This window comes from Paenibacillus sp. tmac-D7 (assembly GCF_006519665.1).
Classification (GTDB): Bacteria; Bacillota; Bacilli; order Paenibacillales; family NBRC-103111; genus Paenibacillus_G; species Paenibacillus_G validus.
In genome coordinates, this window is the sequence record NZ_VIDW01000031.1 from 1 (window position 1) to 13,546 (window position 13,546).

The 13,546-nt window shown below is 44.9% G+C and carries 13 protein-coding genes and 1 pseudogene; 4 read left to right on the top strand and 10 right to left on the bottom strand.

The genetic code is table 11. The features are described 5' to 3' along the window. A pseudogene (locus tag FKP33_RS18855) lies at window positions 1-881 on the top strand (IS66 family transposase); the annotation flags it as partial. 472 nt (window positions 882-1,353) lie between these two features. Here FKP33_RS18855 and FKP33_RS18860 read toward each other — a convergent pair. Beyond that, entirely contained in the window at window positions 1,354-2,334 is a 981-nt protein-coding gene (locus tag FKP33_RS18860; RefSeq protein ID WP_258313491.1) for an IS110 family RNA-guided transposase, read from the bottom strand. Window positions 2,335-2,743: 409 nt separating this feature from the next. Here FKP33_RS18860 and FKP33_RS18865 point away from each other — a divergent pair, with 409 nt between their 5' ends. From FKP33_RS18865 to FKP33_RS18875, 3 genes are all read left to right on the top strand, one after another. After that, window positions 2,744-3,004 (top strand): transposase, encoded by a 261-nt coding sequence (locus FKP33_RS18865; protein WP_141336057.1) that lies wholly within the window; start codon window positions 2,744-2,746, stop codon window positions 3,002-3,004. Between the two features lie 128 nt (window positions 3,005-3,132). Beyond that, entirely contained in the window at window positions 3,133-3,486 is a 354-nt protein-coding gene (locus FKP33_RS28570) for an IS3 family transposase (protein WP_373423919.1), read from the top strand. A 9-nt stretch (window positions 3,487-3,495) separates the two neighbouring features. Further along, on the top strand, window positions 3,496-3,999 hold the full coding sequence (locus tag FKP33_RS18875) for an integrase core domain-containing protein (RefSeq protein ID WP_141336059.1): 504 nt from the start codon (window positions 3,496-3,498) through the stop codon (window positions 3,997-3,999). A gap of 70 nt (window positions 4,000-4,069) precedes the next feature. Here FKP33_RS18875 and FKP33_RS18880 read toward each other — a convergent pair whose 3' ends face one another. From FKP33_RS18880 to FKP33_RS18920, 9 genes are all read right to left on the bottom strand, one after another. Beyond that, window positions 4,070-5,116 (bottom strand): flavin-containing monooxygenase, encoded by a 1,047-nt coding sequence (locus FKP33_RS18880; RefSeq protein ID WP_141336109.1) that lies wholly within the window; start codon window positions 5,114-5,116, stop codon window positions 4,070-4,072. 134 nt (window positions 5,117-5,250) lie between these two features. Further along, window positions 5,251-6,333, bottom strand: a complete 1,083-nt coding sequence (locus FKP33_RS18885; RefSeq protein ID WP_141336060.1) for a copper resistance D family protein — start codon at window positions 6,331-6,333, stop codon at window positions 5,251-5,253. Next, window positions 6,334-6,972 (bottom strand): copper resistance CopC family protein, encoded by a 639-nt coding sequence (locus FKP33_RS18890; RefSeq protein WP_141336061.1) that lies wholly within the window; start codon window positions 6,970-6,972, stop codon window positions 6,334-6,336. Between the two features lie 15 nt (window positions 6,973-6,987). After that, complete coding sequence (locus FKP33_RS18895; protein ID WP_141336062.1) at window positions 6,988-8,406, bottom strand: peptidoglycan DD-metalloendopeptidase family protein; 1,419 nt, start codon at window positions 8,404-8,406, stop codon at window positions 6,988-6,990. Between the two features lie 103 nt (window positions 8,407-8,509). Next, entirely contained in the window at window positions 8,510-8,776 is a 267-nt protein-coding gene (locus FKP33_RS18900) for a hypothetical protein (RefSeq protein ID WP_141336063.1), read from the bottom strand. 75 nt (window positions 8,777-8,851) lie between these two features. Further along, window positions 8,852-11,386 carry a heavy metal translocating P-type ATPase gene (locus tag FKP33_RS18905; RefSeq protein WP_258313492.1) on the bottom strand — a complete coding sequence of 845 codons (2,535 nt, stop codon included), beginning with the start codon at window positions 11,384-11,386 and terminating at the stop codon, window positions 8,852-8,854. Window positions 11,387-11,480: 94 nt separating this feature from the next. Further along, entirely contained in the window at window positions 11,481-11,930 is a 450-nt protein-coding gene (locus FKP33_RS18910) for a disulfide oxidoreductase (protein ID WP_141336064.1), read from the bottom strand. Next, window positions 11,927-12,643 carry a DsbA family protein gene (locus tag FKP33_RS18915; protein WP_230876291.1) on the bottom strand — a complete coding sequence of 239 codons (717 nt, stop codon included), beginning with the start codon at window positions 12,641-12,643 and terminating at the stop codon, window positions 11,927-11,929. Before FKP33_RS18915 ends, FKP33_RS18910 begins: the two co-directional genes overlap by 4 nt. A 45-nt stretch (window positions 12,644-12,688) precedes the next feature. After that, entirely contained in the window at window positions 12,689-13,495 is an 807-nt protein-coding gene (locus tag FKP33_RS18920) for a cytochrome c oxidase assembly protein (RefSeq protein ID WP_181410211.1), read from the bottom strand. Window positions 13,496-13,546 lie beyond the last annotated feature (51 nt).

The window sequence follows — 13,546 nt, forward strand, 5'->3', positions numbered from 1 at the left end:
CGCTGCATCGGCAAGAGCAGCAGTTTGCCCGCTTAGGGTACATCCTGTCGAGGCAAACGATGGCAAACTGGATGATCTACGGCGCGGAGCAGTGGCTGATACCGGTAGTGGCGGTAATGAAGGCGTACTTGCTGAAGCAAGATATGCTGCATGCGGACGAGACGACGTTGCAGGTGCTGCGAGAGCCGGGGAAGTCGGCAGAATCCGCCTCGTATTTGTGGTTGTATCGGACAGGGCGTGACGCACAGCCCGCCGTGGTCTATGACTACCAGCGGACGCGAGGCGGGGAGCATCCGCGGAACTTCCTCTCGGGCTTCAACGGCTATCTGCATGTCGATGGTTATCCGGGTTACCACAAGGTGACGGGCGTCACGCTGGTGGGGTGCTGGGCGCATGCGCGGCGCAAATATGATGAAGCGCTGAAAGCAGCGCCGGAAGAACGTCACCAGGCACGCGCAGAGCGAAGCCGTCCGGTGCTGGATGCTTACTATGCGTGGCTGCGCCAACAAAAATCCCGGACGATGCCAAAAAGCCTGATCGGCCAGGCGATTGCTTACAGCTTGAACCAATGGGAAAAGCTTACGGCATTCCTGAAGGACGGGCGGCTGGGGATCGATAACAACCGCAGCGAGCGTTCAATCAAGCCGTTTGTGATCGGGCGTAAAAATTGGCTGTTCGCCAACACGCCCAGAGGTGCTGCGGCCAGCGCAGCGATCTACAGCGTGATCGAGACGGCGAAAGAAAACGGGCTGCATCCGTTCCGGTAACTCATGTACCTGTTCGAGCAACTGCCGCAGCTTGCCAATCCGTTGGATCCTCAGGCACTGGAGCCCTTTATGCCGTGGTCCCCGTCGCTTCCGGACTCTTGTCGCCTCACCTAATCTTTATCCATCATACATTCGCTCCCATCTGACTGCTAGGTGGGGGCTATTTGACGCTGCTATGAACGTGACTTGTCAAGTCCCCGTATTTGATCTGCTAGAGCACTGAGCACGAAGGCAAAATGTGAGCGACGGTTGGCACACTGCTATCCGTGGGTTGGGTACCACATGGTAAGCCTACGTCAAAGGGGCTGCCGCTAACTCACTTCGCATTTCAGGAAAGATTTCATCCTGATGCAGCGTCAAACCGCGGGTTCTCCCTTATACCTGTCCTTTGCCTTCGGGTTCAATGCTCTAACGGGAGCTTGTCAAGCGAACTCCTTGACAAGTGGATTAATTTTACCGACACTTTCAATTCCCTCACCCCGTTTTGCGGGTGAGACGCCACACGGCGAGTGTGGGAGTGCAGGGGGCAACGCCTCCTGCGTATCCCCCAGCGGGGGACGGAAGGGGGCTTCGCTTCCTCTAACATTCAAGCATCCTCTAATGTGCGCGCAACGGCCCAGATGAATCCTGTCAGTTCCCGTGCTACAGCGCCGATTGCTACATTCGCAGGCCTTCCTTTCCCATAAACCAACCGCTTATACTTGCCATGTAGGCGTTCTTGCGCTTTCCACGATATTGCTTGAACTTCGGCGGACTGTCCATCCAGTCGTTCTGCTAATTCTCCTTTGACGGCTGGGCTATAACGGTAACTCCAGGAAGCTTCAACGATGGCTCTGCGTAAGTGGGAATTCCCTGCTTTTGTCATTGATCCCCGCCGTACAGTTTGACCCGAGGAGTGCTCCCGGGGCACCAATCCCAGATACGCCATCAGTTGCGCAGGAGATCGGAATCGCTCGAAACTTCCAATTTCTGCCGCAATCGTAACGGCGGTTAACAGGGCAATTCCACGTAACGATTGCAAGACATGAATGACCGACGCTTTTGCTCCTTTCGACGCTTCTTCCATGATGGCAGACTCCAGTCGTTTCTGCCGTTGTTCAGCCTCATGGACAGCATATTTGTATTCTTTCCACATGGCTTGATGGGCGGGTTGCGTTTCAAACTTGAGCGTGTCCAGCCAATTCCGGTGCTTCTGCGTCCAGCGTCGTTTGATCGTGACGGGAGGATGGATTTGGTGACGCAACAAAAACTTGATTAATCGCTGTCTGGCACGATGTAAGTCCTCCCTTGCATCAGATCGTGCTCGAATCAGATCGCGCAGTGCTTCATCCTCACGAGTTGGGACGTAAATAGATGTCAGCTCCCCGGCACGAAATAGCCGCGCCAACTGCAGCGCATCACGGCGATCCGTTTTAATGCGATCCCCTGCACGCTTGGGAATCAGTGTAGGTGCGATTACACAACATTGTGCCCCCATCGACGTAATCCACCGATAGGCTTCATAGCCGGTTGGTCCGGCTTCATAACAAAAGGCCAGCGTTTCTTTATCTCCCAGTTGTTTAATCAATTTTCGAAGCGCCTAAGCGGTATGTGGAATCGTACCGTACCATCTGGGCTCTTCTCGACCTGCTTCAGCAACAGCAACAGCAATTTTTTCCTTTGAGACATCTAAACCAATGAATTTTGTGGTAGACTGCATACTAACAGCTCCTTTTGCTTAGTAGCTCTGAAATGGTTGGTTTCCTTACTTTCCATTTTAACCTACGATTCTCAGCAAATACGGAGCTGTTTCACGTTCATCATAACTCACCAATGTCTTCTCGATGTGGCTCCATCAAGAAAAACTGGTATTACATTCAATTCTTGGATCACTCCCATATATCTTCCTTCATCAATTCATCCTCTTTAGCCCCTTTTTGAACTTGGACAGTCAACCCCTTATTCCGATACAATAAAAGTAGCCGGAGGGGAACAGGATGATGAGAAATCAGTACGATCTAAACTTCAAGAAAAGCATAGTGAGTAAAGGGCTTGAGATCGGGAACATGACAGCGGTGGCCCGGCAGCATGAGCTGGATCCCAAGATGGTGTTGCGTTGGGCCAGAGAGTTGAAACGCAAGGACATAGATCAATTAGATGGTGATGGTAAAAAACAACCAAAGTACGTACCAACAGCAGAAGATTACGCCCAGCTTGAGAAAGAACTCGAGCGCATGAAGAAACTCTATGCCGAGTAAGCACTGGAGCGTGAGATTCTCAAAGACCTACTAAAAAAAACGAACCCTCACTTAAGGATAAAATAGAGATTGCTCAGAAATACATCGGTGAAGGACACTCGGTATGTCAGGTGCTGCGTGTGCTGGAAGTGGAACGATCGACGTATTATGCACATCTTCCAAAGTCGAGCCACCAGCAAGGCGCAATCCACAGAAAAGGCCGTCCCGTACCTGGTTTATCGTATACACAAGCTGGGAAACCAGTAAGTGACGAACAGATTCAGGAATGGATTATGGAGTTCCTGTCCGGAGAAGGATCGGTCTACGGCTATCGAAAGCTAACAGTACTGCTTAGACGCAGACATGAGCTGGTAATAAACAAAAAGAAGGTTTACCGGCTGTGTAAGCATCTCGAGGTGCTTCGTCCACAGCGGCAGTTAAAGTTGAAGCATCCGAGACGATTCGCGAATAACCGCGTCTTAACCACGTCCAATGAGCTGTGAGAGACGGACATTAAGTATGGCTGGATTGCCGGCGAACAACGCTTCTTCTTCCTGATGTGCATTATTGACGTGTTTGACCGGACGATCATTTCCTACCACATTGGCTTGACCTGTGAAGCAAAAGATCTCGTGCAGATCACACAGGAAGCGCTCATGAAGCGACAGCTCTTCAGTCAAGAGGCCAAGCCGATCACTCGCTCAGATAACGGCCCACAGTTTATAAGCCACCGCTTCGAAGAGGCTTGTGCGGAGTTCAAAATGACACATGAGCGCATTCCTCCAAAGACACCGAACAAAAATGCACATATTGAAGCGTTTCATGCAATCCTTAAACAAGAGTGCTACCAGCGCAATGAATTTGAAACGTATCCGCAGGCCTATGAAATTGTGAGTGAATTCATTCAAGAATACAACCAAAATCGCATACATGGCAGCATTTATGATCTGTCGCCCTATGAGTACAGAGCAGCTTTGAAAGCAGGTTCCGTAAAGCCGATTGAGGTTAAGGTCTAATAAATACCGGGTAATAACGAGCAATTCGGAGCATTATGGGATGAAATGAATAAGAGGTGCAGTGTCCAGACTAAGGGAGTTTAACCGCATCCACTACATACCGAGCATCTTCAGCAACTCCACCTATCAAAGCTGAACCTCTACGGTATTGCCAAGGTAACCCAAGGAAAAAAAGTCCACGAATGGAGCTTTTACCTCTCTGATGAATCGGTTTTCCTTTATCATCGAATGCCTTATTTATATCGATCCAGTTATAGTCAGAAGTAAATCCAGTGGCCCAGATTATATTCTTCACTTGAACCGAGCTTTTATCTTCAAATAAAGCGACATCCTCTGTCATCTTGTACGTTCTCGGTTTTAGAACGACTTCGCCATTCTCAATACATTTTTTTAGCTCATATCCAAAAATCGGATCATACTGCTTACTGATCCATCTTCCAAGCTTAGAATCGATACTTGCACTTAGAATTCCCAGCTTTTTGAACCACTCAAAAATACTTTTACCAAAAAACTCAAGGGGAAGGAATTTCATTTTGTGACCGACAGATAGTATTACTTCTCGTTCTTTCGCAAGCTCGACTGCGATTTGTGCGCCTGAATTTCCAGCTCCAATCACAAGAACTTCTCCTTCATTTAATTGAGAAGGATTTATGTAGGAAGAACTGTGGACTTGGAAAATATCATTACTTAGATATTCAGCCATCTTGGGAATAATCGGTTTCTGGAAAGGACCTGTTGCGACAATAATATGCTTGGCTGTATATTGGCCCTGATTTGTCATTACTCTAAATCCAGTAGATGTTTGTTCCAAGAGGATAATTTCCGTATTCATTTGAACCGGTATTGAAAAATATTCTGCGTAGTATTCTAGATAATCTGCAATTTCATCTTTACCTGCATACCCATTGGGATCGCCTTTTAAGTTTAACCCTGGCAAAGAACTGTACCAGCGGGGAGTAAACAAAACCAATGAATCATAACGATTTCTCCAGCTATCCCCGACGCAAGTCCCTTTATCTAGAACAACAAAACTGTAATTATTTTTCTTCAAATAATAACCCGCCGCGAGTCCAGCCTGACCGGCACCAATTACAACCACATCATATTCACGTTGCAATTCCATCACCTTCAAATAGATTATTTTATTATATGAGAATTTATTCATGTATAATTATTGTTAAATTTTTGCTGGTTGTCAACAAAAAAACAATCTCATGCGAGATTGTTTATAAATTAATACATGGTGGTGTTCTATGCTACGGCGAACATCAATGAGAGGTATCCGCATACTACAAAGAACGCTGAAGCTGCCAACGACCAAAGGGTTCTTTGTTTTTTCCAAGCCATATATAAACCGATGTATAATCCAAGAACCGCTATAAGAAAGAGAGTTATACTTAAAGCATCAGGAGAAAATGAAAGCGGAATGACTTGCTTCAAATCATTTCCCGCCACAGACAAGAACAGAGGCGACGGCCCCACCTCTTTTATAAATTCCTCAAGATCTTCATGCACAGGAGATTGCTGGCCCATAAAGGCCGTAACCGCAAAGAGAACAACAACGAATATGCCTTCCGTTTTCAACCAAGGTAAAGGATTGGAGGCAACTTTGCGGAACAGGAACGTATTTAGTAACGCCAATCCTAATATAGGAACAATCAGCAAATGTTTTATCAACATGGCCTGGCCATAAGATGATATCCAAGAGTTTAAATAATTGGGGGTTACTTTGCTCATCAGCAACAGGCCGGCAGCTATTGTAACCAAGACACACCCAATGGCTAACGGCGTAAACCAACGCAGGAAGGCTGTCCAGTGAACAACCTCCTTAACGAACCAACCGATGACCAGCATGACCCCGATCCATACAATTGCAGCTAAAAAATGTAATGTATGTGCGGCAAAACCAATCCATTCATGGACAGTTGCTGAATGACTCGCCCACCCCATGGCCAAAACCAAGAAAAAATTAAAGACGGAGATACCTATCCATTTATAGCTCAACATTTTGGAATCGGGCTTTAAGCCCAGAAAATACAAGATTCCCATCGCCGCAAATATTGTAACAAACCATGCATTGCCGATTTTATAGTCGCTAAGGACTGTGAACGTAATATATCCGATCTCATACCCCAAGTTAACTCGAAAAAATATTATAAGCTTGATAACCTGCACCGATGATAACACGACGATTCCGAGTACTGCCCACGTTAATATCGTATCGGACATCTGAATGATAGGCTTCTTCCGTTCCGGAACGATCGCAAGCACACATGCTCCTGTTAACAAAGCGAAACAGACATAGAGCAAGGCTTCAGAAAGAACATAAATCAATTATTTCTTCCTCCTGGTTAAGACAACCAGTGAGATGGCAACCAAGATCGCAAGGGCTCCAAGCAAGTACACGACTGTGTTAGAAGACGGTGCTGTATCTTCAGGGTGATCTATCTGTCCGGTATTGCCCCCGCTGGACTGTGGCGTCGCCGGGGCAGTCGTCGTATCCGGTTGTTTTTGCTCTGGTTCCGTTGGTGTTTGAGGCGGCGTTTTAGGTTGTTTTGCCGGTTCTGCCACGGGCTGTTTGCTTTCCGGTACATTTACATTGAAAGAAAACTGCCCCTTAATCGGATGACCGTCTTCTCCGACAATCGTCCATTGAACCTGATAGCTTCCATTCGCTAAAGGTTGGGCCAATTTCCCCGACATCGTTTTTTCTTTTATTTGTATATCCGTTACGTCTACATTTTGATTGCTGCTGTCCAAGAGCTTAAACGTGCTCAAGTTTTCCACCTTACCGGCAAAGGTCAACGAAATTTCCTTTAATTCGGTAGTAATCTCTTCTCCATCTTTTGGATTAGAAGCTTCAAGTCCTGTGTGAGCCGTAACGCTAACCGAAAGAATCAAGGAAAGAAACAAAGAGAGCAGGGTTAACCAAAATGTTTGTTTGAATTGTCGACTTTTAAGTAACATAGCCATTGCTTATTCCTCCGTTTATCGATTCAAATATTTCAAAGGGTTTTGCTGCGTACCGTTTTTTCGAATTTCAAAGTGAAGATGGATGCCGGTTGAATTCCCTGTGCTTCCCATGACGCCGATCTTTTCGCCCTTTTCAACCGTTTGTCCGCTTTTCACCTCAATCTTACTTAAATGGGCGTATAAGGTTTGATATCCGTTTTGGTGATCTATAATGATGCAGTTTCCGTACCCGGATTTTTCCCCTGCAAAAGCGACTTTACCACGATCAGAAGCTAGAATAGAACGATTGGACGAAACTGCATCGGCTCCGGCATGCAGCTTACCCCAACGTTTTCCAAACTCGCTTGTCAGTTTCGGCGAAACTATAGGCCAAACAAACTTGCCTGTCCCGTTACCAGGAATCACTTTCGTGCCCTGTCGCACGATTTTATCGACTGGTTCTTCAAGCACAACCTCATTCTCAGGTACTTCCTCCACCAGCTCACCATTGATTTTTGTCAGACGGTATGTAATTTGCTTGATACCGTCTTTTCCTTCCTGGACTACCTGGGAAACGCCGACTCTCATAGACGGATCGTTCTGAACTTGTGTACCACGGGGAATGGTTAATGTATCCGTACGCTTTTCCAACGATTGCACCGAGAGAATTGGTTTGGATACCGTCAAATCCAATACATCCCCGATATTAATAAAATCATCTTGAATCCAAGGATTGTTTTTATAAAGAAGGGCCAAAGGTATATTAAACTTTTTCGCAATACAAGAGACACAGTCTCCTTCTTGTACCGTATACTTCACCGGTTCTACCCCGCCTGTTTCCAATGTGCTGCGAATTTGATCAACCGCACTGATTTTATCCGGTGATGTTACCGTTTTTTGCAAACTCACTTCTTGTACAAACTGAAGCGATTCTAAAACAGGTTTGCCTGTCTTATCGTCATTATCCGCCGCGGAAAGCGAACGCACTTCATTCGCATTTAATGTATCTGGGTGATATTTACGTTTAATCCCTTCAAGTAAAGCCTGGGCTGTATCATAATCCTTGACAACCCCGATGGCTTTGCCGCCTATACGTATTTCAACACCTACTGCAGCTGGCGTCAAACGTTTTTCCAGTTCGGTAATGACAAGGTTATTATCATAATCCTTTCGGATCGTTCTCTCCAATTCAAACCGGACTTGCCCGCCTTGCAGCTTCATGCTGGCATGCGGGAATTGCGCGGATAAAGCTTGTTCTTTCTTTTTGATCCATTCTTGTACTATTTCTTGATTGCTTACAGAACCAATATAGGTTTGATCAAGATACACACGATATCTATCAATCGCGCTTGCATTAACATAGGCAACAATTCCAACAGCTCCGAGAATAAGTGCAATTAGCGTGAAAATCCACTTTCGACGATGGTAGTTGAAAAGATCGACAGATAATTTCACAACAACCTCCAGTACGTAAACAATGTTGTTCTTTCACCTTATTCTTAACATATCACATGGCCATTGGAATAAAAACGATGTTTTATAGTTTTATTTGACAAGTTTATGAAGCAAGCAGCACAACAACGATAACTGCCATTGAAACCAACGTACCCAAAATACCTCCGAGTAACCAAGACTCTTTCTTCTTCATGAAGAAGGACAATAATAAATGTAATACAAACGGTGCCAGATACACAAACAATCTTATGCTTTCAGGAAGTCCGATAAATTTGTCTACCGCAAATGCTATCAGCAATACAATAATGATCTGGATTGCACTGTTTCTTACTTGCTTAAAGTCCAACACTCCGGAAATATGAAAATGCATGAATTGTCTCTCTCCTTGTAGTTATGGACGAACTCCTGTCCATAGACAGGAGTTCGTTTTGCATGGAACGATCTATTAAGGCTTGCTCTTTAAAAGTCTCATCCCGTTAGCAATAACAATAAGTGAACTTCCCGTATCAGCCAGCACCGCCATCCAAAGCGTTGAACTTCCGGTAAAAATAAGGATTAAAAAGATCGCTTTAACCAACAGTGAAAATGCAATGTTTTGTTTGATGATATTTAGTGCTTGGCGGCTCAATCGGATCGCAAAAGGTAGTTTGCTTAGGTCATCCGACATTAATGCAATGTCAGCCGTCTCCAAGGCCGTGTCTGTGCCTGCAGCCCCCATGGCAATGCCGACCGTTGCAGTCGCCAGTGCAGGAGCATCGTTCACACCGTCACCTACCATGGCTAAGGACCCGTGCCGCTCCATAAGCTCACGGACGGCAGTTAACTTTGCTTGGGGTAGCAGCTCTGATTGGACATCAATCTCCCCCAATTCCGCCGCTACGGCTTGTGCCGTGCCTCGATTATCCCCTGTGAGCATGACCATTCTTTCTATTCCTTCTTGTTTCAAAACCTGCAGTGTCTTCCGGCTCTCTGGACGTATTTCATCCGATACAGCAAATACCGCGATAGCTTCAACATCTGTACCAAGGATCATAACGGTTTGACCCTGTTGTTCCATATTTTGAATCGTAGTTTTTGCTGTTTCCAAAGAAACATTCAACTCATGTATAAACCACCGTGGATTACCGATATAATACGTTGTTCCTTGAATGGTTGCCTTGGCTCCTTTTCCGGGAAACGAAGTAAAATGCGAGCTCTCCAGGATTTCAATATTTCGTTCTTGAGCATGTTTTACTATCGCTTTAGCCACAGGATGCTCCGACTGCTTCTCAACCGCCGCCGCAACGGAAAGCACGTCGTCATCTTTGTATTGTCCAAAAGCCACAATCTGGTTTAATTTAGGTATGCCCCGCGTTAACGTACCGGTTTTATCAAATGCAATAACGTTTACAGCGCCTAATCTTTCTAGATGAGTGCCGCCCTTAATTAGTACCCCGTTTCGGGCTGCATTGCCGATGGCCGAAACGATGGACACGGGAGTAGAAATCACTAAAGCGCAGGGGCAAGATACAACAAGCATCATAAGCGCACGATAAAACCAAACGTCGAACGGTTGATTTAAGAATACGGTAGGAATGATGGCAATTCCTAATGCTACAACTAGAACAATCGGAGTGTAGTATTTAGCAAAAACATCAACAAATCGTTGAGACGGTGCTTTCTGGGCTTGCGCTTCTTCCACAAGATGAATGATTCTCGAAAGCGTGTTGTCTTGGGACCGGCGTGTCACCCTTACTTCCAAGGAACCGTGTTCATTGATGGTACCCGCAAACACATCATCCCCCGTTTGCATTTCTACCGGAATGGACTCACCGGTTATTGGTGCTTGGTTGACCGCTGAAGCCCCTTTGACAACAACCCCGTCCATTGCGATTTTTGAGCCCGGTTTCACGATCATGATATCGTTAATCTCAATCTGATCGACGTGAAGCATCATCTCGTGGCTTCCCCTACGAATTAAAGCTTCTTTTGGAGAAAGATCCATCAAACCGCGGATCGATCGTCTTGTTCGGTCCATGGTATAAGCTTCTAACGTTTCACCGAGCGAGAACAGAAATACGACGGCGGCCCCTTCTTCCCACTCCCCGATTAACGCCGCTCCAAGTGCAGCAATCGTCATTAGAAGATCCATACCGATGGTACGGGACTTCAAGCCATACAATCCTGTCTTGGCAATCCGGTAACCTCCGGAGATCATGGCAGCTGCGTAGAACACATTCGATGTAGATTCCGGAATGAGTTCAAAGAATGAGAGAAGCCATCCGAGAATAAATAATGTACCCGATATAAGCGTCGGAACCGCCTTTTGGTTTCGACTCCAGAAACTTGCTTCTTCAACAGATCGCGAAGACGTGCCGCTCTCAACTGTTGCTGAATACCCAGATTTTCGAACAGCCTCGCTTATATCCGTGATAGCTGAACCATCGTGAACTACCGTCATTTTGGCGGCACCGTAATTAACTGATACATCCTTTACAGCTGGAAGTGCGCCTACCCGCTTTTGCAATTTTTGAGCGCAGTCGGCACAATCCATACCATCAATTCGGAAAATAGTTTTCACCGTGTGATCATCATTATGATAATCCACGCTGTAGCCAAGCTGGCTTACCTGTTTCTTGATTACGTCAATAACTCCCTCATCCTGATACTCCACTTTCATCTTTGCCGTGGCGAAATTCACAGAGGCCTTATCGACTCCTGCAAGCCGTGAGACAGCTATTTCGAGCTTCGCGGCACAGTCCCCGCAGTGCATCCCTTGAAGGACTAGCGTCGAGTGAATCGAATGTTTGGCATGTTCCGAGTGATCTGAGTGTTCATGATGGTGAGAACCGCAGCAAGCTTCATGCTGATGAGTCGTACGTTGCTCAACTGCTGTAACTTGGTTATGGTTATGATCATGACCGCAGCCACAAGATTCTTTTTCCGACAAACATGTTTCGTTTTCTGATGAGATCCGGGCGTCACACGCTTTGTCGCTCATACTCTCCAACTCCTTAATCATTACATATGAACACTTATTCATTTATTAATTTTATCATATGTTCTTTGAAGTTGAATGTCAATCGTGCTTATGTCTAATTTTCATTATTTTGCGAATTTGATGGCTTCAATAAAAGCATGCACATGATTATAAGCAAGAAGGCAGTCAACGCTAAGAAAGGAATCGTAATAAAACCTAACCAATCGATGTAATCAACGTTGCAAGGAACTCCTTGCGTACACGGTTTAATCTCTACAAATCCCGGTATTTTCTGAAGCATATAATGGTATAAAGAAATGGAGCCACCGATGATGGACAACGGCAACACATACTTTTTCAATGATTTTTCATTGTAATAAGCAGCAATACCAAGGATCACGCTTAGAGGGTACATAAAAATTCGTTGATACCAACACAAATCGCAGGGGATAAAACCTAATACTTCACTAAAATAAAGACTTCCTGACGTTGCAACTACCGATACGATCCAAGCAAAATATATTAAATAATTTTGAATAAAAGATGGTTTACCTGTTTCCATCATTGTTTATCCCCTATTTCTTTATCTATCAGTTCTTTGATCATATTTATATCAAACGGATTTTCCAAGACCGTACCGTTGATCATGACTGTAGGCGTTTGTTTAACCCCAAATTTCTGCACCAATTCATTGTCTATTTTAACCCTTGAGGCTACTTCTTGATTTTTCAAATCTTCTTTCAGTTTTGTCAGGTCAATCGTTGGAGCTGCCGTTTTGACAACTTCCAAAATTTTCTCTTCCGTTATCCATAGTCCGTCATGATTTGCTTGGGGTTGAGCTTCATACAACGCTTTATGGAACATCCAAAACGCTTGTAGGTCTTGCGCAAAAACGGCTTCCCCGGCGAGAGCGGCCAGTACGGACTCCTGCTCGTGAAATAATACATTGATATACGCAAATTTCAGTTTACCGGTATCAATGTACTCTTTTTGCAACTGTGGGTAAACAACATTACTCCAAGCTTTGCAGGACGGACATTTATAGTCTCCAAATTCAATAAGGGTTACAGGAGCATCATCGTTTCCGAGAACTGGCTGATTTACAAGTGAAGGTGGCTCTTGAAATACTGTAGATGGTTGATTTTTATTTGACGCCATGTTTGAGAATATAAATAGAGCTATAAGTAAAACAATAACTGTTAACGTTATGATAACAAGAGGTTTGGTAGAGTTTCCGGTTGGCTTCGACGAGTAATTCATGTGTTTATTTTTTGACATCTCAGTTTCCTCCAGCTAAGATTTTATGAATTGCTTAAATATTCCTTATTCTTCCTGCTCGTCAGAACGTTCTTTTCGGTACCATCTAGAAAAAAGAATACCTAGAGCTATACCGAATACGCCCTCCTGCATAATTTTCATGATGACTCCACCCAATTGCTGGTCTCCAAGAGGCGTTAAAAAAGGAAACCATGGCTGTACAGCATGAAAGGGTTTGTAAATGAGATTATCAGCAAAAATAATAAGTGCACATGCTGGGTATAATAAAAAACCGTTTAACACAACGTAACCTATCTTCTTCAAATGACTTAGTTGGTTGAGATCCGGATCAGGACATGTTACGACAAACCACATTTGCATAGCAGTCAGGAATAAAAGAGTATGAGCAAACACAGCAGCTAACGGCTGTTCTCCTGACATTATCCAATCGTAAATCGCTGGAAAATGGTAAAAAGATAATAAACCATTAAATAAAAAAACTGCTAAAATTGCATTTGTAATCTTAGGCAATATTTTTTGTCTAAAAGCCTGTGGAAGTATGCTTCGAAACAACCAAGTTGGGATTCCTGCCCATAATAAAGGAGGGACGACGAAATAAAGCAGAGACTGCTGGAGCATATGGGCGCTAAACAAATAATGATGTCCGAGAGTGCTTAATGGGCTTCCCAGCGCTCCTCCTGCGACGATCAGGCCTAAGACAAAATAAAACCTTTGGATCGTCGGTACCGGTTCTCCTCCTTTAAATTCTTTGTGGAGAGGTCCGGTAATTAGTAAATAACCGATCAGTAAGCAAATCACCACAAGCCAAGCATAGGGGTTCCACCAATCCAAGAAAGTTAAAGACTTGCTCAAATTAATCATCCTCTACCATTCGAAATAACTACAACGCATCGTTTTAATGTT